We start from the raw sequence: 22,461 nt of genomic DNA on the forward strand, positions 1-22,461 counted from the left end.
GAGTCGCTTTCGTCGAGCCTGACGCATTTCAAAATACCTGACGCTCGGCACACCAAAGAGGCGCCCCCGAAGGAGCGCCTCGACAGATTTGCAATTGTCCCGACACGGGAGATTCGCACTAGGCGGCTTGAGCCTCTTGCTCGCCCTGGTCGGCCAGGTTCTCTTCGCAGAACAAACCGATGACATCCTCGATCATCTGATCGTCGGCGTCCGTCAGGATGCCGGCCGCCAGCCAGTAGGCGTACGGACCCTCGGCGTAATGTGTCAACGCATCGATGTCGCTGCCGTAGCGGAATTCGATATGATAGGTGCTGCCCGGCGTATCAGGCATCATGAAGAAGTATTTGAATTCGCCCGCATCGGCATCTTCGGTGGCATACAGGTAGCCGTCCATCATGCCGTCCAGCGACAGGTCCTGCACATAGGCGTATTCGTGGCTGAACACCTCGTTGCCGTTTGCGTCGACGCCGGAAATGGTGTTGCCGTCGAACGTGATCTGCGCCGGACCGTTGATGAAGTAGCAGTCGAACTGCGCGGCTTCCGGATCATCGGCATACGCAGCCGCCGCCTCGTCACCGTAGATGGTGCCCGTGCAAGCGCTCTTCAACATGTCGGCGGCGTCAGCAGCCATGTCAGGACCCACAAGGGCCTCACAGTCTTCCAGCCACAACTGGTCGTATTGCGGGTCGCAGATTACCGTGAACAGTTCGTCATATGTGCCGCTCACGTCAACCAGCAACTGATCGGCAGGCGACAGGGGCTCTTCCTGAACGGCCTCCTCACCGGCGCCCGACGAGCATGCGCCCAGCGTCAACGCCATTGCCAACGTGCATAGCAACGTCACGATTCTTTTCATATACCCTCCTCTGATATATGAGGCTTCTTCCTATTTGTTAGCCTCTTCTAACTTTATGATAGCGCGATGCGGAACGGATGCAAGCAATTGTTACTTTTCTTATTTCCGTCGCGGCAAGCCGGTTCGCAACATCACACCGCAGCAAAGCAGCTACCGCCTTCGCCAGATGCAATGCGACGTCCTTCAGAAAACGCAGCTCAACGCGTACATGCGGAAACAAGCCTGAGGCCAGGCACGTTCGATTCCCCCGTTATTAAAGGGTAGATTTCCCCAGTCCTCAGGTGAGTTTCTCGCGCATGCGAGCGCCTTTGCCCTTCGACGAGCTTCGCGTGCAGACAGACTCCCTACCCTCAGGCGAGCTTCTCGCGCAGCATTTGGGTGATGACCTGGGGATTGCCTTGGCCGCGCATCTGCCTCATGCATTGCCCGACGAAGAATCCCAAAAGCTTGGTTTCGCCGTCACGATAGCGCCGAGCCTCTTCGGGGTTGACAGCGATTACGGCCTCTACCGCCGCCTCAATTGCGCCCGCATCGGACACCTGCCGCATACCGCGGGCCGCCACGATGGCGGCGGGATCCGCGTCCTCGTCGATCACGGCAGCGAACACGTCTTTGGCCTGACTTGACGATATATCGCCCCCAGCAACCAGCTTCACCAGGTCCACGGCGCGCTTCGGGGTGAGCGGACCTTCCGCAAGGTCGAAAAACGCATCCGCGTTCATGCGGGCTGCCACGTCGTTGAGCATCAGGTTGGCCAGCGGCTTTGCAAGCGATGCGTCGGCGCCCGCCATGGCGCGTTCGAAAAAGTTAGCCACATCCGCCCGTTCAGCCAGATGGCGGGCGTCAGCAGAGCTCAGTCCGTAGGTTTTCCGGAAGCGTTTCGCCACCTGATCAGGCAGTTCGGGAAGCTTCGCGCGCACGCGTTCAATAAAGTCGTCGGATAGGTCGAACGGCACAAGGTCGGGCTCGGGGAAGAACCGGTAGTCGTCGTTGGTCTCCTTCACGCGCATGACGATGGTGCGTTTCTCCGACGGGTTCCAATGGCGGGTTTCCTGCGCGATGGTGCCGCCGGATTCCAGCACCTCGGCTTGGCGGCGAATCTCGTAGGCCAGGCCATCGTGCAGGCTCTTGAAGCTGTTCAGGTTCTTGAGCTCGGTTTTCGTGCCGAAGCCCTCTTTCCCACGCCGGCGCAGGCTCACGTTGCCGTCGCAGCGCAGCGACCCCTCCTCCATGGAGCAGTCCGAAATGCCGATGGCCTTGTAAATCAGGCGCAGCTTCTGCATGAACAGGCGCGCCTCTTCGGGCGTGCGCAGGTCGGGCTCGGTCACCAGCTCGATCAGCGGCGTGCCGGCCCGGTTGAAGTCCACCAGTGAGTGGGTGGCGCCGGCGATGCGGCCTTCGCCCCCGCCGACATGCACCATCTTGCCCGCGTCCTCTTCCATATGGATGCGCATGATGCCGATACGGGCCGTGTAGCCCTCGTCGGTACGAACAACGTTTCCGCAGGTCTCGCCAGGTGCAAGGCCGACCGCTTCGACACGCTCGCCCGCGGCGGCCCCTTCCACATCCACATCCAGACGGCCTCGCATGCAGAACGCGATGGGGCCCTGGGTGATCTGGAAGCTCTTGGGCATATCGGGGTACATGTAGTTCTTGCGGTAGAACATGGACCGCTTCTCGATGTCGCAGCCGGTGGCAAGCCCCGCCAGCACGATGCTTTCGATGGCGGCCCTGTTGGGCACGGGCAGCGCGCCCGGCAGCCCCAGACACACGGGACAGGTGTGGGTGTTGGGCGGCGCGCCGAATTCCAATTTGCAGCCGCAGAACATCTTCGTGTTCAGCGTGGTCAGCTCCGCATGGATCTCCAGACCGATGACGGCCTCCCAGTCGCGCAGGGCTTCTTCCAACTGACGCACGGCTACTCACCCGCTTTCGGCGCGAATGCGGGTGCCACCTGGGCCTGTCCGTAGATGCGTTCCAGCTCGGATGCCACCGCAAACATGTTTCCGTCCTGGAACTGCGGAGCCATGAGCTGCACGCCCACGGGCATACCGCTGTCCCGCCCCAGGCCGCAAGGCACGGTCATGCCCCCGTTGCCGGCGATGTTGAGCGCGATGGTGAACACGTCGGACAAATACATCTGCGCGGGTTCGGCAAGTTCGCCGAACTTGGGCGCCACGGTAGGCGCCACCGGCGACAGGATGACGTCGCATTGCCTGTACGCGCGGCGGAAGTCCTGTGTGATGAGCGTGCGGACCTTCTGCGCACGGACGTAGTATTCGTCGTAGACGCCGCTTGACAGCAGGTAGCTTCCCAGCAGGATGCGGCGCTTGGCCTCGGCGCCGAACCCCTTCGCGCGGCTGGCCTCGTATTGGCCGCCCAGATCGGTATGACCCGCATCGCAGCAGCCGTAGCGCACCGAGTCGAATCGGGCCAGGTTGGAGAAGGCCTCGCAGGGCGCGAGCACGTAATAGGCGCTGATGGCGGCATCCGCATGGGGCAGATCCACCTCGACCAGCGTGGCGCCCGCCGCTTCGAGTTTCGCCGCGGCCTCGGCCACACGGGCTTTGACCTCGGACGATAGGCCTTCAGCCTCCATGAACGACGGCACGATGCCGACGCGCGCGCCTTCGACGGGCCGCTCGGTTGCCGCCACGAAGTCGATTTCTACGTCCTGCGACGTGCAGTCCATGGGGTCGCGTCCGCACAGCGCATCCAAGGCAAAGGCCGCGTCCTTCACGCTACGGGCGAAGGGTCCCACCTGGTCAAGGGAGCTTCCGAAGGCAACGACACCGTATCGCGACACCATGCCGTATGTGGGCTTGACGCCCACCACGCCGCAGAATCCCGCGGGCTGGCGGATGGACCCGCCGGTGTCGGAGCCCAATGCCAGGGCGGTCATGCCCGAAGCCACCGCCGCGGCGCTTCCGCCCGACGAGCCGCCGGGCACGCGGTCCGGGTCCCACGGGTTACGGGTGGGCCCGAACGCGGAGTTTTCGGTGGTGGATCCGAAGGCGAATTCGTCCATGTTGAGCTTACCCAAAGGCAAACATCCTGCATCCAGCATGCGCTGCACGCAGGTGGCTGTATAGGGCGACACATAGGTTTCCAACATGTGCGAGGCGCATGTGGTGCGGGTGCCTTTCAGGTTCATGTTGTCTTTAAAGGCGATAGGCACGCCTGCCAGCGGACCCAGCCGGCCAAAGGTGCCGTTTGCGATGGCTCCGTCCACCCGCACGGCAGCTGCCCGGGCGGCGTCTTCGGTCAGCTCCAGAAACGCATGGAGCTGCGGGTCGGCCTGCTTGATGTGGGCGAGCGCGGCATCCACCACGTCGCAGGCGGAGAACTCCCCCGCCGCCAAACCCTCGTGGATGCGCGAGACGCCCATGTCGGTCGCATAGGCCATCAGCGGTCGCTCCCCTCGCCCAGAATCGATGGGACCAGAAAGCTGCCATCCTGCTGTTTTGGAGCATTGACCAGGGATTCTTCCTGCGTGAAGGAGGAGGTCTCGACGTCGTCGCGCATGACGTTCGAAAGGCCCGCGATAGGATGAAACGTCGGCTCCACAGCATCCAGGTCGTATTCCTTGATGCGGTCCAGCGTGGCCAGGATGTTGTTGAGGTCGACCGTCATCTGGGCCAGCTCGTCTGCATCCAAGCCGATGCGCGCATACGCGGCCATGCCGCGCACGTCGTCTTCGGTGAGCTTCTGCGTCATGACCGACCCTTCCTGGTGAATCCGTGGTTTACAAGCACCCATGATAGCAAAACCGCCGGCAGGACGGCTGCTCCAAGAGCCTGCCCGCCGAGTCGAGGGCCGATGCGTCAGTCGACGTACTTCCACACGAACCGTCTTTTATAAGCCGACGCCATCCGCGCCCAGTGGCAGAAAGCGCGAGTGGCTTCACCGGCCCTCTTTTTTTGCTTGTGCCAGGTAGCTTCACCATCGGAGCATCGCAGAAACCAACAGGTTCCGACACGATGCTGTCGCGTGCGGACAAATACGCCTATCATGTTCACCCAAAAGACACCTATCAAGGAGTAGATATATGAAAAAGGCCGCAATCCTTCTTGGCGCCGCAGCTCTTGCGCTTACCGTCGGCTGCGCAAACGCGCCTGACAAAGCGATGGAAACCCTGAACAACAGCACGTCTGAAACCCCGGCGGCATCCGCCGACGCACCGCAGGATGCCGATGCATCGCAGGACACAGATGCCGAGCAGGACGCGAATGCCAAGCAGGACGCAAAATCCTCTGGCTCGGGCATGCCCGAATACGATTTCGGGATGGACGAAGCCGCGTACCTTGTCGAGACCTATTCCCTTCCCGACGACCGGTATCTCGACCTGGTAAGCTACGACCAGCTCGTTTGGATCGTCCAGAATAAGGGCACGGCGGCTGTGGTGGTGGCCCAGCCTGGCGAAGACGCCTCCGTGCGCATGGTGTCCGAGGCCAAGTCGGCCATCAACGGACTTGGGTCCACACTCTACGTCTACGAGCCGTACCGTGATGCGCCGGATGGAGACTGGTCTGGCGTGGCCCAGGGGCTTGTCGACGGAGGTCTTGCCAACCTGGAAGGGTTCGAGCCAGGATTGCTCATGGCCATCGAACGGTCTGCGAAAGACTCGGATGGGAACCCTGCCCCCATCGTCGGGCAGACCGATAACCCCAACGAGGCAACCACCATCATCAGCATGGTCTGCGGCATATCCTGCTGCACGTTCTAACGAACGGGATTTCTGAAGCCGCTGCCAACAACTTTTCCCGAAAAGCCCCCTGTCCGCCAAGAAAAGCAAGTAGTGCACGACTTGAAACGGCAGCTTTGTGGTTTTGAACTTATTCCGCAATGGTGCCGCATCACAATGCCTGTTCAGGCTCTTGTATGTTTTCTGGATAGGACCCAGGTGCGACCAAGGTCGTACACTAGTTGATCTTCTTGGCGAAAACGGCCTGTTTTCGCAAGAGTTGTGGGAGCTGGCAAGACCCGAGGCAAGATACCGACCCGAGAGTCACGCTCTAGCCACCCGAATAGACATGGCAGCACCCCTGAATTCACAGGGCAGAAGCTGAAGCTGCCAGACGACGCACTCGCCGCAACCGTCAGCGGCGCCGCTGCGCACGGTTCCGCGACCGAGCCATCAAGGGCAACTTTTGCGCCCTGACCAAATGTAAAAGGCCGGTGTCGAGATTCAAAACACCCATGAAACCACATGCCTTTCTACACGCAGGAATGCGACCTGCGCGATCAAGCAACGGTTACAGCTGTCCCTTTCCCACACAACGGGCTGCAGGTTCGTTGCCATGTATTGAGTTGTCATTTGATTGCTTGATGTACTCTTGCGAGGAAGATATCAGAGTCCTTGATTAATTTCAATATTCTATTTAATATTATATCTAAAAGAATCTACGATTATCGGCAAACGGAAAAGAAGGAGCCGTACATGAGCCTAGCAAGGGAGTCGCTCGCGGAAGCGGACATCGCCCTCGCCCCTCGAGCAAGCCAGTCCAATGAGTTGCGGGTGGTCTCCGCCCCGGCAAAGCGCCGCCGCGGCAGGCCGCGCAAGGACGGGTCCGGCACAACCGACCAGGCAGCCGCCATTCTGGATGCGGCCATCACGCTGTTCATGAAACAAGGCTATCAGGCCACGACCATGAGTCAGATCGCCGAGGCGTCAGGATACAGCCAGTCATCCCTTTATTATTGGTACAAGAAAAAGGAAGACCTGCTCGAAAGCATCGTCGAGAAGACAGGGTTCTCGCTGCGCACGGCGTCGCGCATCGCGAATCTGCCCGACGACAAGCTCACCCAGCTTTACGCCGTGCTCTACGCCGACACGCTCATGATGTGCAAACTCCCCTGCGACTTCTACGATCTGGAAGATGTCGCGCACACGCAGGAAGACACGCTGAGCGGGTTCTTCACCACCTACCAACAGCTCACGGGCGCCGTGCGTCAGATCATCGAGGAAGGCATCGAAAGCGGCGAGTTCATCAAGATCGACGCAGCCACCGCGGCGCTTGACGCCTTGGCCGTCAACGAGGGCCTGCAGCACCGCTACCATTCGACCGTACGCTTCCCCAGCAGCACCTGCAGCATGGTGGAGGAAGAGGCCCGCACGATCTTCCGGTCGGCGGAGGACGTGGCGCACCATGCCGCAACCATCACCATCGAATACCTGGCCCCGGGCTGCGTTCCCGCCAAAGTGCGCCAGCAAGCCATCGACAACAACTGGATCTAGCCCAGGCTCGAACCGAGCTTGTGCGCACAACAGAAGGCTCCGGGCACATGCGTCCGGAGCCTTCTTACTGACTTGTTGCCGAGATGCGGCTAATTATCGTTCTTGAAGCGCGGGTCCAAAGCCACCTGGTCCAGACGGGCCATGACCACGTCTTCAACCTCCATGACCAAAGGAGCATGGGGGTCCAGATCGTCTTGGAACACCACCCTCTCGTACTGCCCGCAGGCCTCGCAGCTCTGCAGACGGTGGGCGGAATCACCCTCGATGTGATGGTAGTGCAGCTGGCTCTGGTTCACATTGCCGCACACGCCGCAGCGGATGCGCTCGAAGCCCCACTGCGTGCCGCACAGGCTGCAGTATTGCACACGATTGCCGCTTTCGGTCACGCCCGAGGTGCTGACCACGTGCGAAGCCGCCGCGGGAGACCCGCACACGGGGCAGCGCAGGGGCTGGTCGTGGACCGCGGTGTCCTCCTTCTTCAGCCTCAACGCGTCCATGCACGTCTTCGCCGCGCCCTGCAGGTGCGCACGCAGCGCCATAACCGGCGCCATCATGAACACCGTAGCCGGCAGATCGGGGCTCACGCCGAACCCGTCGATACCCGTCAGGCACGACTCCACGAACTCCTGCGGACGGCTGCCCGCAAGCGCCAGGTCGGCGGTTTCGCAGAACGCGTTCCAGTCGTAGCCGGCCAACGCATCCGCGGCCTTGTCCTCAAGACCTGCGCTTGCAGCCAGGTGCAATGCCAGCTGGCGGCAGGTTTCCGCAAAGGCCTCGGGGTCCAGATCCACAGGCGCGTGGGTGAGGAACGGCTCGTATGCCCAGTACCACGCCCGCGCGTCTTCCTGGGGAGGGGCCTCGTAGCCGCCGGCAGCAGCCACGAGGTCCGCACGTTCTTGCTGAATCTGCATGACGCCCTTGAAGAATTCCAGGCGCGCGACGTCCGCTTCGGAGGCTTCCGCCTCGTAATGCTCAACGGCAGAAGCCACCGTACGCAAATCCATTACTTCGTCTCCTCAACCACGACGTTGTCGCCTTTTTCAAGCTCTTCGCGAGCCCAGAAGCCCCAGTGGTACAGGGCGTTGGACTCGGACACCTTGCCGTCGCCCCACATGAGGCGGATGGTTCCGCGGTAGGGCTGGAAGATGCCGGCGCCCAGGTAGATGTGGGCGACCACGAAGATGACCAGCAGGATGAAGAACAGGTCGTGCACGAAGCGCATGACCAGCAGCGCCCCTGCGGATGCGTGGAACACGCTGGTGCCCAGCAGCAGCACCAGGCCGGATAAGGCCATGGCTATGCCGCCCAGGATAAGCATGCCGTCAGCGATGCGCTGGCCGGACTTGACTTCGTCCTGGTCGGGCATGTGCACGCGCTTGGGTCCGAGCATGTAGGGCACGAACTTCTTCATGAACTCGACATCCTGCGGCGTCCACTTGGTGAAGTACTTGTGCAGGAAGGCCTTGAACCCGCCGGGCGCCATGCATGCGCTCACGATGGGAGCAAGGATGAAGATGCAGCCCACGATGCGGTGGCTTACGCGCATCGCACGGGTCACGCCGTCGCCCACGGCCGCGGCCAGGGGCGGAACGAACACGAACAGGCCGGAGATCATCAGCCAGATGCAGGCTATGACGACGATGCCGTGGGTGATACGCGTCTGCTTGGAGTGACGCTTGATGTAACGCTCTGCCATTATCGTTCACCTGCCTCAACGTCGATGTGCCTGATGACTTCGCCGGTCTCCTCATCGATGATGTCGTGGTTGACCTCGTCGTAACGCATCTTATGACGCTGGTAGCCGACGCCGGTGAGGAACGACAGCCCAAGGCCGCCGAGCAGGGCGACGGTGCCCAAGCCAGCCAGCGGCTTCATGAACTCGAGGACCTCGACCAACGGGCTGAGCTCCGGCTTCTCGGGCAGCTGGTACTGGTCGATGGGGTACTTCAGCACGTGGATCACATGGCATCCGCCCATCTCGTCCACGCCGTAGGTGCGGGCCGAATCGAAGCCCTTGGATTTCAGCAGCTCGACACGCTCCTCGGCGATGGCGATCATCTCGTCGCGGTCGCCGAACTGCAGCGCCCCGGGCTGGCAGGTGGTCACGCACGCAGGAGCGCGGTCCTGACGCACGCGGTCCAAACAGCCGGTGCACTTGTTGATCAGCGTCTCGCCGCCCAAAAGGCTCGACCCGGTGTGACGGGGAACGTCGAATGGGCAGGCCGCGGCGCAGTACTTGCAGCCGATGCACTTGTCCTTGTTGTAGGAGACCAGACCCGTCTCCTCGTCCTTGAACAGGGCGCCCGAGGGGCACACCTGCACGCAGCCGGCGTCGGTGCAATGCATGCACGCACGGCGGCCGAACGCCCAGTTCACACCATACATCTTGCCGTTGTCGGCCTCGTCGAAGGTGATGATCAGGCGCGTGTTGTCGTTCAGATCGGGCGGGTTCTGCAGCGTGCCGCTCCACTCCTGGGAGTTGGTCTCCATGGGGGAAGGAAGCCCGTTCCAGCACTTGCAGGCAACCTGGCAGCCCTTGCACGCCGAGCAGCGCGAAGAGTCGAACAGGATCGCTTTCTCAGTCATGGTCTTCCTCCTTCCTATGCCTTCTCAACGTCCACGAGGAACGCCTTGTACTCGGGAATGAAACTGTTGGGGTCGCCCACGTTGGGCGTCAGGTCGTTGACCACGTCGCCCGTGGAGTACATGTTGGTCCAGTCCCAATGGTGGATCATGCCCACCTGATGCACCGTCTCACCGTTGATGGTGAAGGGGCGGATGCGCTTGGTGACCAGGGCCTTCAGCACCACCGAACCGCGATTGTTGAACACGCGGACGTCGTCGTTGTTGGCGATGCCCTTCTCGGCGGCCAGCTCCTCGGACATCTCGATGAACTGCTTCGGGGCGATTTCGTCCAGGACCGGGCACATGCGGGTCTGGGCGCCCGTCTGCCAGTGCTCGGTGATGGAGTAGGTGGTGGCCACGATCGGGTACTCGGCGTAGTCGCCCTTCTGCACCGACGCGTTGTCGGCGAACTTGATCATGGGCGAGTTCTGCAGGCCGTTGAGCACGTTGGAAGTCGGCGACTCCAGCGGCTCGTAATGCTCGGGCAGCGCCGCGTCCTTCATGCCCGTGGACAGGAAGTTCGCGTTCTGCTCCCACTTCATCATGAACGCCTTGTTGTTGGGCGGGATCATCTCCACGGTGCCGTCGGCGTTGGTCTTCTTGAAGCCGAAGTCCGGGACGTCGTTGGTGATCCACTCGGTGCCGGTCCATTCCACCAGCACGCGGTCGGGGTTCCACGGCTTGCCGTTCATGTCGGCGGACGCGCGGTTGTAGATGATGCGGCGGTTGGCCGGCCATGCGAAGGCCCAGCTGGGGTACAGGCCCAGGTTGCCCGGGTCGTCATGCTCGCGGCGGCCGATGGGCTGCTGCGCCGGGTCGAGCGGGGCGTCGCTGTTGTTGTAGAAGCCGCCGTAAATCCACATGGCGTTGGCGGTGGAGCCGTCGGCAGCCAGGTTCGCGAAGGCGGGCAGCAGATCCACCTTGCCGCTCTCGAAGTCGGTGCCGTCCACATAGTAACCGTTCAAGGCCCAAGCCACAGGGCGCGGGTCGATGACGCCGTCCACGTAGTAATCCCACTTGGTGTTCAGGATGGGCTCGGGGCATGCGCCGCCTTCAGCCTTGTACAGCTCGACGATCTTCTTCCACAGAAGGTCGCACATCTCGTAGTCGGGCTTGGCGCCCCCTACCGGGTCGACGGCCTTGTAGCGCCACTGCAGCCAACGGCCGGAGTTCAGGATGGTGCCGCTCTTCTCGTAGATGAGGGCAGCAGGCAGGATGTAGCATTCCGTCTGGATGGATGCGGGATCCATGTCGGGCGCGCGCCAGAAGGACGCGGTGGCCGTCTCGGTCCAGTCGGCCGCCACCAGCCAGTCCAGGTTGCACATGGCGTTGCGGATGAACTTGGTGTTCGGATCCGACGCGGCTGGGTTCTGGCCCCAGGCGAAGTAGCCCTTCATGATGCCCTGGTCCATCAGCTCGAAGGTGCCGATGGTGGTGAAGTCGGCGCCGTTCTTCGGGATCTTCGGCAGCCAGTCGTAGCCGTAGTCGTTCTCCAGCGTTGCGTGCTCGCCGAACCACTCCTTCAATCCGGAGATGAAGAACTTGGGCTTGTTGGTGTAGAAGCCGTCCGAATAGGTCTGGCCCTCAAGCCAGGTGCGCAGGTCGGGCGAATCCACCGCATGGGGCCACTTCAGGTAGCCCGGGAAGTCGAAGACCAGCATGGCCATGTCCGTGGCGCCCTGGACGTTGGGCTCGCCGCGCAGAGCGTTCAAGCCGCCGCCGGCCACGCCCACGTTGCCCAGGATCAGCTGGACCAGCGTCATGATGCGCGTGTTCTCTGAGCCGTAGTGATGCTGCGTCTGACCGAGCGCGTACAGGATGGTGCCGGACTTCTCAGGGGCGCCCGTGGAGGCGTAGGTCTTATAGACGAGCTCCAGGGTTTCGGGGTCCATGCCGCAGATATCGCACACGGTTTCGATGGTGTAGCGGGAGTAATGCTTCTTCATGAGCTGCCACACGCAGTTCGGATCCTGCAGCGTGGGATCCTTCTTGGGGGTTTTCAGCACGGGCGGCGTGAACTCGGGCACGCCCTCGCCCTCGACCCAATGGTACGCACCGGATTCCGAGGTATCCCACTCGGTTTCGGTGTCGGTCTGATATCCCCAGGTGGTTCTGTCATAGCTGTGGGTCTCCTCGTCCCAGCCGGAGAAGAGGCCCGTTGCGGGGTCGAAGTCGTAATCAGGGTTGATCAGATACGAAGCGTTCGTGTAGTTGATGACGTACTCGTGCTGCCACAAATCGTTCTCGATGATGTAGTTCAGCATGCCGCCGTAGAAGGCGATGTCCGTGCCGGAACGGATGGGGCAGTAGATGTCGGCCATGGATGCGGTGCGCGTGAAGCGCGGGTCCACCACGATCCAGGTGGCGCCGGCATCAAGGGCGCGCTGCGTCCACTTCGAGCTGACAGGATGGTTTTCCAGATTGTTGGAGCCGCACGTCAGCAGGACGTCGGCGTTTTTGAAGTCGCAGTAATGACCGGTCATCGAACCGCGACCGAACGAAGGTGCCAGACCGGCAACCGTGGAGCTGTGTCAAACACGTGCCTGGTTGTCGATTCCGACGACGCCGAGCGAGCGCATCATCTTCAGGATGAGGTACTCTTCCTCGGAGTTCTGCTGGGAACCGCCCAGGCTGCCGATGGCCGGCGTGTAGTTGACGGTGACGCCGTCTTCCGTCTCGATGAAGTTCTGGTCACGCGTGTCCTTGACGTGGCGCGCGATCTCCTCGATGGCCTGATCCCACGAGATCTCTTCCCACTCGGTGCCGCCGGGACGGCGCACCAGGGGCGTGGTGATGCGGTTCGGATTGTGGATGATCTCACCCGATTTTTCGTCGACCACGTTACGCAGCTGGAACATGGCTGCACCCTTCGGGCACAGGCACCCCTCGTTGATGACGTGGTCGGGGTCGCCCTCGACATTGATGAGCTCGCCGTCGCGCACCGAACAGATGACACCGCAGCCGCCAGAGCAATAGCAGCAGATGTTGGTGTACTCCTCGGTGTTGACGAGCTTCCAATCATCGGCGTCGTCCAAGGCGAACGCCTTCGATTGGCTCGAGAGCTCGTAGGCCATCGACCCGGCGAACGCCAGGGCGGTTGCCTTGAAGAACCCTCTTCGTGTCAACTCCATAGAATTGCTCTCCTTCCCTTTTCGTAAACTCCCCGCCTACGCAGAACGCCGGTTTCGCAACGCGCGCATCCGCACATACTCCCCCGTACGGGTCCGCGCGACTGTTCAAAGGTGCATATCTCTGCGTACAGCTTGTTTCATATTTTAAGTTTGCGGTTCGAAAACCTCCTAGGGACAATTCGCCGCGTCTGTCAGTTTGTGTGTCAGTTGTCGGCCATCGGCAGGTTTTATGCCACCTTTTTCCGTTCACCGTCCCATTACTACCGTTGATATGGGACAGATTTGATATTGTATGGGTTACACATGCCGCTGCCAGCGGTTGGTTTGTCGGGGTGTACGGTCGCCGCATGGCGTGCGACCCTTGCAAGGCGGTTCAATACACGTCGGCACCCCAGCCGTTCGCCGTCGGCAGGCTGGATTTGCAAGCACGACGTCGCTGCGTTAAGCGTTTCAGATAGATAGGTCGCAGCCCTGTGTTCTGTATGCACTCATGCCGTATCAGCTATATAATGATGCCTGCATTACAGCGTAAGCCAGGCAACTGGCGCGACCTTGAGGAGGAGATTCCCATGGACAAGGAACTGTTCGATTTCGTAGCCGAGCGCGCCGACATCCTATCGAAGTCACCCGCCAGCAAGCAGGACACGCAGGAGGCGGCGAAGGCTTGGTTGCAAGCCGTACCCGCCGATGCAAGCGAAGATACGTTCAACGAAGCCACCGAGAAGCTGCTCGACTTCCTGAGCGGCCGCATGCTGGGCATCGACGACCTGATCGCTTTCGTGCAGGGCCCCGGCGTCGCCATCTTCGGCGAGGAAGGCGCAGCCCAGATGCTCGCGGCCCAGCAGGAGCGCAAGGCCCAGGGTGCGAAGTACTGCAACTGCGAAGCCCACACTGCCGCAGGCGAGCTGCTGGCCAAGTTCGGCCGCATCGAGCTGTAAGCTGCGATTCCATTAACGAAAAGACCGGACGGCGGGACATCCCGTCGTCCGGTCTTTCTTCCAGCCGTGTTTCGAACCATTGGATATGGCGCGAACCGGCATTGCAAATCTGCTGAAAACGCTGCTATCGATTCCAGGGTGCAGCGTGTCTACCTGGCGTTATCCGCAATTTACACGTTGAACTTGAAATGCATGATGTCGCCGTCCTGAACGACGTACTCCTTGCCCTCCTGGCGCAGACGGCCGGCATCGCGGCAGCCCTTTTCGCCCCCGAGCCGCACATAGTCCTCGTAGCTGGCAGTTTCGGCCTTGATGAAGCCGCGCTCGAAGTCGGTGTGGATGACGCTTGCGGCTTGCGGCGCCTTCGCACCCACGGGAATGGTCCAGGCGCGGGTCTCGTCAGGGCCGCTGGTGAAGTAGCTCTGCAGGCCCAGCAGACGGTACGCCTCGTGGATCAGACGGGACAAGCCGCTCTCTTTGATGCCCAGCTCCTCCATGAACATGGCGGCCTCGTCGGGCTCCAGCTCGGAGAGGTCGGCTTCGATCTTCGCGCTGATAGGCACAGGAATCTGGCCGTCGATTTCAGGCAGCTCCATATCCATTTTGTCTTCGTCCACGTTGGCGATGTAGAGCATGGGTTTCATGGTAAGCAGGCACAAATCCTTGATGGCGGCCTTTTCGTCATCGGACAGACCGAGCGTCAGCGCGCGGTGCTCCTCTTCCAGCCCCGCGTACACCTTTTTGGCTGTTTCAAGCTTGAACACGCCGTCCTTGTCGCGTTTGGCTTCCTTCTCCAGACGAGGGATGGCCTTTTCCAACGTGGCCATATCAGCCAGGATGAGCTCGGTCTTGATGGTGTCCACGTCGGACTGCGGGTCCACCTTTTTGGAGACATGCTCAACGTTGGGGTCGGAGAAGAACCTGACGACCTCGCAGATGGCATCGGTCTCGCGGATGTTGGCGAGGAACTTGTTGCCCAGGCCTTCGCCTTGGCTGGCGCCGGCCACCAGACCTGCGATATCGACGAATTCGACCGTTGCGGGAATGATCTTGGCAGGATGGTCGATCTTTGCCAGCTCCTCAAGACGCGTATCGGGGACGGGCACCATGCCCACGTTGGGGTCGATGGTGGCGAACGGGTAGTTGGCGGCAAGGCCCGTCTTCTTAGTCAGGGCCGTGAACAGCGAGGACTTGCCCACGTTGGGCAGGCCGACTATACCGATGGAAAGCGACATTGCGCACACTCCTTGTGACGTAGTAAAAAGCCCATGTATGATACCACGCTCCACCCGCGAACACCGCCAGGTCACCAAAGCCCCAGACGAAACCATGCCGCAGGCATCCCGCCGCATACGAAACGGGCCCCTCTGAGAGGGGCCCGCGGTCATGCGTTGTCGGGAATGGCTAGGCGTTCTTCAGAAGGACGTCGGTCATGCGGTCGGCAGCCTGCTCGCAGGCGTCGGCAGCGTTCTCGAGGCGCTGGAAGAGCTCGTCCCACTTGTACACATGCAGCGCATATTCGTTTTCTTCCGTATGCAACTTGCGAACCACGGCGAAGAACAGTGCGTCGACCTCTTCCTCCACGTCGCAGACGTCGATGATGAGCTTGCGGATCTTCTTCGACTTCTTGAAGTTGCGGAAGTCATCCAGGGCAGTCATGAGCTTCTTGGTGCTCTTACACAGAAGGTCGGTGAACTCGGCGGCGCCTTCATGCATGTTGTTGACGTTCAACATGTAGAAGTGCTGGATGGCGCTTTCCATGTGGTCGGAAACGTCGTCCAACCTCTGGGTGAGCTCGATGATATCCTCGCGGTCGATAGGCGCGATGAACTCGACGGCCAGAGCCTCGAACACGCTATGGCAAATCTCGTCGCCCTTGTGCTCAAGCTCGCGGGCCTTCTCGATCTGCCCCATCAGGTACTCTTCGTCGTTTTCGTAATTAGCTACAGTATCCTTCAGAAGCTGAGCCATCTCATGAGCGACGACTGCCTGCTCCTCGAATGCGTCGAAGTAATCGAACTTGCGTTTTTTGCCAGCCATTAGATTCCTCCCAAACTACATTGCAAAGTACACTAAAAACGCGCTTGCACAAATTGTATCCCTAGTCCGACCAAACGACCAGCAGAAAGCTGTCACTAATTCGCGAATTGCGATTCGGCGACGTGCGATGCGAATCTAAAACGCCATGATGGTCCGGCGGCGCTCCGCACCGATGGTCGTCGTGCTTTCGTGCCCAGGGTACACCACGGTGATGTCCGGCAGCGGCGCAAGCTTCGTGCGCATGCTCTGGCGCATCTGCTTGTCGCTTCCGCCCTCCAGGTCGGTGCGGCCCGTGGCTCCGCAGAACAGCGTGTCGCCGGAGAAAAGCAGCCCCCGGCCGTCTTTCGACAGCTCCAAATACAGGCAGATGCCGCCCCGCGTATGCCCCGGCGTATGGATCACCTTGAAATCCATCGAGCCGACGGAGATAACGTCTCCGTCCTGCACGCGGCGGGCCACCTTGACGGGGTCGATGTGGTTTCTGGGATTGAACAGCTGCTCCTGCCCCCGCTCGATGATGTCGGCCTCCGACCCGTGGATGATCACCGGCGCGCCCGTCTCCTCGGCCACCTCGGGAAGCGCCAGCACATGGTCGGCATGGCCGTGGGTCAGCACGATGGCCTGGCATGAGTACCAACCGATGGCGTCGATGATGGCATCGGGATCGCCCGCCGGATCGATGAGAACGCAAGGGGCGCTCTCATGATGGCCGTCGGAGACGATGTATGTCAGGTTGTTCATGGGACCGATGGTCAGCATGGTCACGGAGACGCGGCCGTAGTCGTTGGTCACGTTCCGCTTGCAGATGATACCGGGGTCGTGCATATGGCTGGTTTCCTTTCGCTAGCGGCGATGGCTTGCATCGCCCGGAAGCATGCGGCGCGCCTCGAACACGCCGTCGATGGAACGCAAGTCGGCGAGGATCCGCTCGATGTTGGACACTTGGGACACCTGGAACAGGTAGCGCATCTCCACGATGCCGTCGGAATGGCTGGACGTGCTTGACGAGATGACGTTGACGCCGGTGTCAGACAAAGCGTTGATGATGTCGCGCAGCAGGTTGAGACGGTCCATGGCCTCGATGTACACCTCAACCTGATAGGAGGTTTCACTGGGGACGGAATCGGCCCAGTTCACCTCGATGATGCGACCACGGTCCTTCAACAGGTCCGAAGCGTTGGGACAGTCGGCCCTGTGCACGGACACGCCGCGTCCACGGGTGATGAAGCCGATAATCTCGTCGCCGGGCACCGGGTTGCAGCACCTGGACAGGCGCACGGGCGCGTCGTCCAGACCCGTCACCACAACGCCGTTGGACGCGTGGGCGGTGCGGCGCGGCGCCCTCTTCACCGTGGTGAGCATAGGCAGAAGCGTGCCCGCCGGCAATCCTGCCAGCATCTCGGGGGTCGCGGTGTCTTCAGGCTCCGGAGCCAGAATCTTCAGTATGCGGTTGACCACATGGTTCACGGTTTCTTTGCCTGCACCCACGGCAACCATCATGTCGTCCACATCGCGGTAACCCAGCTGGTCAGCCACCTGGCGTTGCGCGCGAATCGAAGCAGTGGACCCCAAGCCGAAGCCCTGCTTCTTCAAATCACGGGACACTTTGTCGCGGCCGTTCACCAAGTCGTCGCTGCGGCTGACCTTGGACAGGTAGTTGCGAATCTTGCTGCGCGCCGAGGCCGTGGCCACGATTTTGAGCCAGTCGCGGGACGGGCTGGCGCTTTTCTGCGTCAGGATTTCCACTCGGTCGCCCATCTTGAGCTGGTACGACAGCGGAACGATGTCGCCGTTGACCTTGGCGCCGACGCAGTGGTTGCCCACTTCGGTATGGACCGCGTAGGCGAAGTCGATCGGCGTGGAGCCCGCGCGCAGGCTCATGACCTCGCCCGCAGGCGTGAACACGAACACTTCGGAGGGTGCCAGGTCAACCTTGAGCTCGCTTAGGAACTCGCGGGAGTCCTGGGTCTCGTCCTGCCAGTCCACCATCTGACGGAGCCAGGCGATCTGCTTGTCGAAGGCAGCGTCGGCTTTGGAGTTTCCCTTCTCCTTATAGCGCCAGTGGGCAGCGACGCCGTATTCGCTCAGGCGGTGCATCTCCTCGGTGCGGATCTGCACCTCAAGCGGACGGCCCGCCGGGCCGATGACCGTGGTGTGCAGGCTTTGGTAGCCGTTCGCCTTGGGCATGGCGATGTAGTCCTTGAAACGGCCGGGCATGGGATGCCAGAGCGAATGGACCGAGCCCAGCACCGAATAGCAGTCCTTGACGGATTCCACGATGATGCGCACGGCGATCAGGTCGTAGATTTCGGAGAACCCCTTCTCGCGGTTGATCATCTTCTGATTGATGGAGTACAGATGCTTCGGGCGCCCGGCGATGTGCGCTTTGATGTTCAGGTCGTTCACATCGTCGCGCAGCGTCTCGATGACGCGGGACAGATAGGCCTCGCGCTGGGCACGGCTTTCGGCCACCATCTGGGCGATCTGCTTGAAGCGTGCCGGATCCAGGTAATAGAAGGACAGGTCTTCAAGCTCCCATTTGATGGAGCCGATGCCCAGGCGGTGCGCGATGGGAGCATAGATTTCCAACGTCTCGTGGGCCTTGAAGATGCGGCGGTCCTCGCGCAGGGCCGACAAGGTGCGCATGTTGTGCAGGCGGTCCGCCAGCTTGATGACGATGACGCGGATGTCGTGGCTCATGGCGACGAACATCTTACGGATGGTGGCGGCCTGCTCGTCGGTGAGGCTTTCGACCTCGACCTGGGTGATCTTGGTCACGCCTTCCACCAGGTTGGCGACGCTCTCGTTGAACGTATCCAGCAGGTCCTTGTGGGTGACGTCGGTGTCTTCAACCGTGTCGTGCAGCAAGGCGGCGCACAGCGTGTCCACGTCCATCCTGAGGTCGGCCAGGATGAGGGCGACCTCCACCGGGTGGGCGATGAACGGCTCGCCGCTCTTGCGTTTCTGGCCCTTGTGGGCGGACTCTGCGAATCGGTACGCCTTCTCCAGAAGAAGCATGTCCTCTTCCGGCAGATAGGCGCCGGCCAGCCGGACCAGCTCCTTGAAACGCATTTCGGGCGAAACGTTGTCGGAGGGCCTTGCCGAAGGAGCGATGGCATCGGTCAGCTCGCCGTTCGCGAACAGACCCGAATCTTGTATGAGTTCCGAAGCCTCAGAGAAAGAGGCGTCTTGTACGTTGCGGTTCTCTGCCATAGATCCCCCGTTATTCACCATGCGGCAGGATGGGCGTGATCATATGCGAACGCAACATATCGGCTGTACTACGAAGGGCCCAGTCCTTGAACCGCGTAAAAGCGTCTAGTTCTTCAATCCCTTCACGATAATATACACTATCGGTCAATTCCACCCTGCTTTTGGCGTTCGGAACGCGAATCTGGCGAGGAGCATCCTCCGACGCCTCGCGGACCTCGACCAGGCCGAGCTCTGAGAAAACGGCGATGCCGGCGGCGCAGGATTCGGGAGTGATGGTGGAGCGTCCGCAGGCCGAGGCGAGCTCCACGTCGTCCATGGGGAAGAACGCATCATCGGGCCGTTCCGACTGCATGTGCCGAAGCGTTCGGTAGATCTGGGCCATGTCGTCGTGGGACGGTGCGGCGGTCCGCAGGATGCGTTCGCACACCTCCGCATCGCGGCGACCGAACAGCAGATGGATGGTGGCTTCGGTGCCGTCGCGGCCGGCGCGGCCGCTCATCTGGTTGAACTCGATTTCCGAGAAGGGCATTCCGTACAGCACCACGTGGCGCACGTCGGGGATGTTGACGCCTTCGCCGAAGGCCGACGTGCACACGAGCACTTTGAGCACGTCGTCGCGGAAGAGCTGTCCGATGCGTTCGCGCTCGTCGCGGGACATGCCGGCGTTGTAGAAGCCGATCTGCATGGCGACCTGGGGAACCATGGTCCGCAGCGTACGGGCCAGATCCACCGTCCCCATGCGGGAGTTGACGTAGATGATGGTTTTCTCGCCGGTCGCGACGATACCCGCCAGATAGCTGTCCTTGTCGCGCAGGTTGCGGCGGTCGTCCATCTGCAGGTTGGGCCGGATGGTGTCGTCCAGCACGTGCTGCTCGATGCCAAGGATGCTGTCGGTTATGTTGGCAACCTTCGTGGGGCCCGTGGCGGTAAGCGCCAGCACCGTCGGGTTGCCGAGCTTTTCGGCCAGCGTGCCCATGGCGCCGTATGCCGCGCGCTTACGGGTTCCCATTTCGGCCATGTGGTGGGCCTCGTCCACCACCATCAGCTTGATGCGGCCGCTGGCGGCGATGTCATCGATGTGGTAGACGGCGTATTCGGGTGTGGTCAGAACCACGTCGATGGTGCCGTCGGCCAGACCTCGGTACACGCGCTGGCGCTCGTCGGCGGAGGTTTCGCCCGTAAGCGAGGCCACCTCCAGCCCGAAGGGTTCGAACAGCTCCTTCATCAGGTACCACTGGTCGTCGATCAGGGCGCGCAGCGGGTACACGAACAGGCTGGCCGCATGCTCGTTCAAAGCGAGGTGCGCCGCCTTCGTCTGGAAGATGAGGGACTTGCCCCGGCCCGTACCCATGACGACCAAGGTGTTCTTTTTGGCGTCCAGCGACTGCAGCGCCGCACGCTGAGCGGCATGCAGCTTGCTCGCGTCGCCGATGAGCGACGCGATGATGGCATCCTCCAACGTGCTGCCATCGCCGGTGGCTTCGGTGATCCAGAGCTGTTTGGCCTCGGGCGACAGCGGATCGAACCCGTCGTCGTCATCGTCTTGGCCGCCGTCCCATTCATCATACATCTCGCCGATGAACTCAAGGTCGTCGGAGGGCAGGCAGGCGGACAGGGCCGGGCACGTCGCCGTTGGCTCGACGGCCTTGAGCATGCACTTCACCTTGCGGCGGCCACGCCATTCGTCTATTTCCACCTCGAACACGGCGTCGACCACGCCGCCGCAGGCCATGAGCCCCTCGATGCCTTCGCAGTGGAACATGATGCCGTCCACGCGGGAAACGCCGTCCGTCAACGAGCAGGACAGATGGTTTTTCGCCGCGCCCACGGCCCGGGCGTTGACGATGCGCACGTTGCGGGCCAAAAGCCTGGGCGTCGGGTTCTCCTGCCCGAAGGGGGCAAGCCGCTCGAGCTGTTCCACGTTCTCGATGGTGAGCTCGTCCAAATCGACCGGCGTGTCGATGGTGATCAGGGGATGGAAGCTGCTTTCCGGCAGCGAATCCATGTAGGCGCACAGGCGCTCGTTGAATTCTGGGAGCCTGTCGGTGGGAACGGTCACGCCCACCGCAGCAGCATGCCCTCCGAAGCGGACGAGCATGTCAGACAGCGACTCGACGGCCTTGAACAGGTTCACCTGGCCGACGCTGCGGCCGCTGCCGCGCGCCTCGTCGCCGGTGATGGTGAAGAGAATAGACGGAACGCCATAGGTATTGACCAGGCGCGATGCGACGATACCCTTCACGCCCTCATGCCAACCTTCGCCTGCGACCACCAGCGCGCGCTGCCCGTCGTAGATCTTCTCGGCCTGCTCCTTTGCCACGGCGGCCAGGTCCGCCTCGATGGAGCGACGCTGGTCGTTGACGGCGTCCAGTTCGGCCGCGAGCTTCTGGGCTTCGCCGAAATCGTCTTCCATCAGGAGTTTCGCCGCCAAACCGGCATCCCCCATGCGTCCGGCCGCGTTCAACCGTGGAATGAGGGAGAAGGACAGGTTGGTGGACGTGAGCTCCTTGTCCGCCACGTTGCATACGCCGATGAGCGCCGCGATGCAGGGGCGCGGGTTGGTATTGATCTGCCTCAGGCCGTCGGCCACCAGGGCGCGGTTCTCATCCCTCAGCGGCATGAGGTCGGCCACGGTACCCAGTGTTGCCAGATCGGTGTATTGGCGCCACAGGTACGGCTCACCGAAGCGGGCGCCCAGGACCTGGACCAGCTTGAGCGCCACGCCGACGCCGGCCAGGATGCTGCTGGGATTATCCTCGCAGCACTTCGGGTCGACGACGATGATGCCTTCGGGAACGTTCTCGCTGGGTTCGTGATGGTCGGTCACCACCAGCTCCATACCCAGGGACTTCACCGTTTCGGCCTCGTCCTTGCAGGAGATGCCGCAGTCCACTGTGATGATGAGGTCGGGATCGCATTCCGTCTGCGCACGGGCGATGGCGGCGTCGGACAGGCCGTAGCCCTCCTCGAAGCGGCGGGGTATAAGCCAATGGGCGTCGGCCCCCAGCGAACGCAGGCCGCGGGTCAGCACCGTGGTCGCCGAGATGCCGTCGAGGTCGAAATCGCCGAACACGAGGATGGTCTCGTTGTTGCGGATGGCTGCCTCCACGCGGTCTGCCGCTTCTTTCATCTGGGGGATGTCGTAGGGGTTCCGCCAGTCCTCATCCAAATCAGGGTTGAGGAAGTGCCGGGCCTCCTCCAGCGTTTTGACGCCATGCGCGACCATGGTGGCCGCCACGAAACGCGGCAGCCCGAACTCTTGTTGAATAGCAGCAACTGCGGAGGGCTCGGCTCCGCGAATCTCGAATTGCGCAGTCATAGTATTCACATGCCTTAAGTCGTAGTTTTCAAGGCGTATTGTCGCATATTTTCGGCATGGGCTCGTTACAGAATGGAGCCGCTATCAAAAATACGGGAGAT

General features: G+C 61.5%; 16 protein-coding genes. 3 read left to right on the forward strand and 13 right to left on the reverse strand.

All coding sequences use genetic code 11. The features are described 5' to 3' along the window. Positions 1-118: 118 nt before the first annotated feature. From SHEL_RS10670 to gatC, 4 genes are all read right to left on the reverse strand, one after another. Positions 119-856, reverse strand: coding sequence for a hypothetical protein (locus tag SHEL_RS10670; protein WP_012799285.1), 738 nt, complete (start codon positions 854-856; stop codon positions 119-121). Positions 857-1,206: 350 nt separating this feature from the next. Next, positions 1,207-2,772, reverse strand: a complete 1,566-nt coding sequence (gene gatB / locus SHEL_RS10675) for an Asp-tRNA(Asn)/Glu-tRNA(Gln) amidotransferase subunit GatB (protein WP_012799286.1) — start codon at positions 2,770-2,772, stop codon at positions 1,207-1,209. A 2-nt stretch (positions 2,773-2,774) separates the two neighbouring features. Further along, on the reverse strand, positions 2,775-4,262 hold the full coding sequence (gene gatA, locus SHEL_RS10680) for an Asp-tRNA(Asn)/Glu-tRNA(Gln) amidotransferase subunit GatA (protein WP_012799287.1): 1,488 nt from the start codon (positions 4,260-4,262) through the stop codon (positions 2,775-2,777). Next, positions 4,262-4,573, reverse strand: a complete 312-nt coding sequence (gene gatC / locus SHEL_RS10685; protein ID WP_012799288.1) for an Asp-tRNA(Asn)/Glu-tRNA(Gln) amidotransferase subunit GatC — start codon at positions 4,571-4,573, stop codon at positions 4,262-4,264. The genes gatA and gatC overlap by 1 nt, the downstream gene beginning before the upstream one ends. Positions 4,574-4,904: 331 nt before the next feature. Between gatC and SHEL_RS10690 the strand changes: the two genes are divergently transcribed. Both SHEL_RS10690 and SHEL_RS10695 read left to right on the forward strand, forming a co-directional pair. Next, positions 4,905-5,582, forward strand: a complete 678-nt coding sequence (locus tag SHEL_RS10690; protein ID WP_012799289.1) for a hypothetical protein — start codon at positions 4,905-4,907, stop codon at positions 5,580-5,582. 714 nt (positions 5,583-6,296) lie between these two features. Further along, positions 6,297-7,094, forward strand: coding sequence for a TetR/AcrR family transcriptional regulator (locus tag SHEL_RS10695; RefSeq protein WP_012799290.1), 798 nt, complete (start codon positions 6,297-6,299; stop codon positions 7,092-7,094). Positions 7,095-7,183: 89 nt separating this feature from the next. On the opposite strand, the gene SHEL_RS10700 is transcribed toward SHEL_RS10695, so the two are convergent. Genes SHEL_RS10700 through SHEL_RS10715 form a run of 4 tightly spaced genes read right to left on the reverse strand, consistent with a single transcriptional unit; the run spans position 7,184 to position 12,850 of the window. Next, positions 7,184-8,098 (reverse strand): formate dehydrogenase accessory protein FdhE, encoded by a 915-nt coding sequence (locus SHEL_RS10700; protein ID WP_012799291.1) that lies wholly within the window; start codon positions 8,096-8,098, stop codon positions 7,184-7,186. Next, complete coding sequence (locus SHEL_RS10705) at positions 8,098-8,790, reverse strand: cytochrome b/b6 domain-containing protein (RefSeq protein ID WP_012799292.1); 693 nt, start codon at positions 8,788-8,790, stop codon at positions 8,098-8,100. Before SHEL_RS10705 ends, SHEL_RS10700 begins: the two co-directional genes overlap by 1 nt. Continuing rightward, complete coding sequence (locus SHEL_RS10710; protein WP_012799293.1) at positions 8,790-9,680, reverse strand: 4Fe-4S dicluster domain-containing protein; 891 nt, start codon at positions 9,678-9,680, stop codon at positions 8,790-8,792. The genes SHEL_RS10705 and SHEL_RS10710 overlap by 1 nt, the downstream gene beginning before the upstream one ends. A 14-nt stretch (positions 9,681-9,694) precedes the next feature. Continuing rightward, entirely contained in the window at positions 9,695-12,850 is a 3,156-nt protein-coding gene (locus tag SHEL_RS10715; RefSeq protein WP_144298192.1) for a molybdopterin-dependent oxidoreductase, read from the reverse strand. 569 nt (positions 12,851-13,419) lie between these two features. Between SHEL_RS10715 and SHEL_RS10725 the strand changes: the two genes are divergently transcribed. Beyond that, positions 13,420-13,788 (forward strand): hypothetical protein, encoded by a 369-nt coding sequence (locus SHEL_RS10725; protein WP_012799296.1) that lies wholly within the window; start codon positions 13,420-13,422, stop codon positions 13,786-13,788. Between the two features lie 170 nt (positions 13,789-13,958). Here the strand turns inward: SHEL_RS10725 and ychF are convergent, their stop codons facing one another. The 5 genes from ychF to recJ form a co-directional block, all read right to left on the reverse strand. Then, positions 13,959-15,023, reverse strand: coding sequence for a redox-regulated ATPase YchF (gene ychF / locus SHEL_RS10730; RefSeq protein WP_012799297.1), 1,065 nt, complete (start codon positions 15,021-15,023; stop codon positions 13,959-13,961). Positions 15,024-15,192: 169 nt separating this feature from the next. After that, a complete protein-coding gene (locus SHEL_RS10735) occupies positions 15,193-15,828 on the reverse strand; it encodes a DUF47 domain-containing protein (protein WP_012799298.1) in 636 nt (211 codons plus the stop codon). Between the two features lie 135 nt (positions 15,829-15,963). Further along, complete coding sequence (locus tag SHEL_RS10740) at positions 15,964-16,653, reverse strand: MBL fold metallo-hydrolase (protein WP_012799299.1); 690 nt, start codon at positions 16,651-16,653, stop codon at positions 15,964-15,966. A gap of 18 nt (positions 16,654-16,671) precedes the next feature. Beyond that, on the reverse strand, positions 16,672-19,041 hold the full coding sequence (locus tag SHEL_RS10745) for a RelA/SpoT family protein (protein WP_012799300.1): 2,370 nt from the start codon (positions 19,039-19,041) through the stop codon (positions 16,672-16,674). A 10-nt stretch (positions 19,042-19,051) separates the two neighbouring features. Further along, positions 19,052-22,360 carry a single-stranded-DNA-specific exonuclease RecJ gene (gene recJ, locus SHEL_RS10750; protein WP_012799301.1) on the reverse strand — a complete coding sequence of 1,103 codons (3,309 nt, stop codon included), beginning with the start codon at positions 22,358-22,360 and terminating at the stop codon, positions 19,052-19,054. Positions 22,361-22,461: the final 101 nt, after the last annotated feature.

Origin of the sequence: Slackia heliotrinireducens DSM 20476, assembly GCF_000023885.1 — a bacterium.
Lineage (GTDB): Bacteria > Actinomycetota > Coriobacteriia > Coriobacteriales > Eggerthellaceae > Slackia > Slackia heliotrinireducens.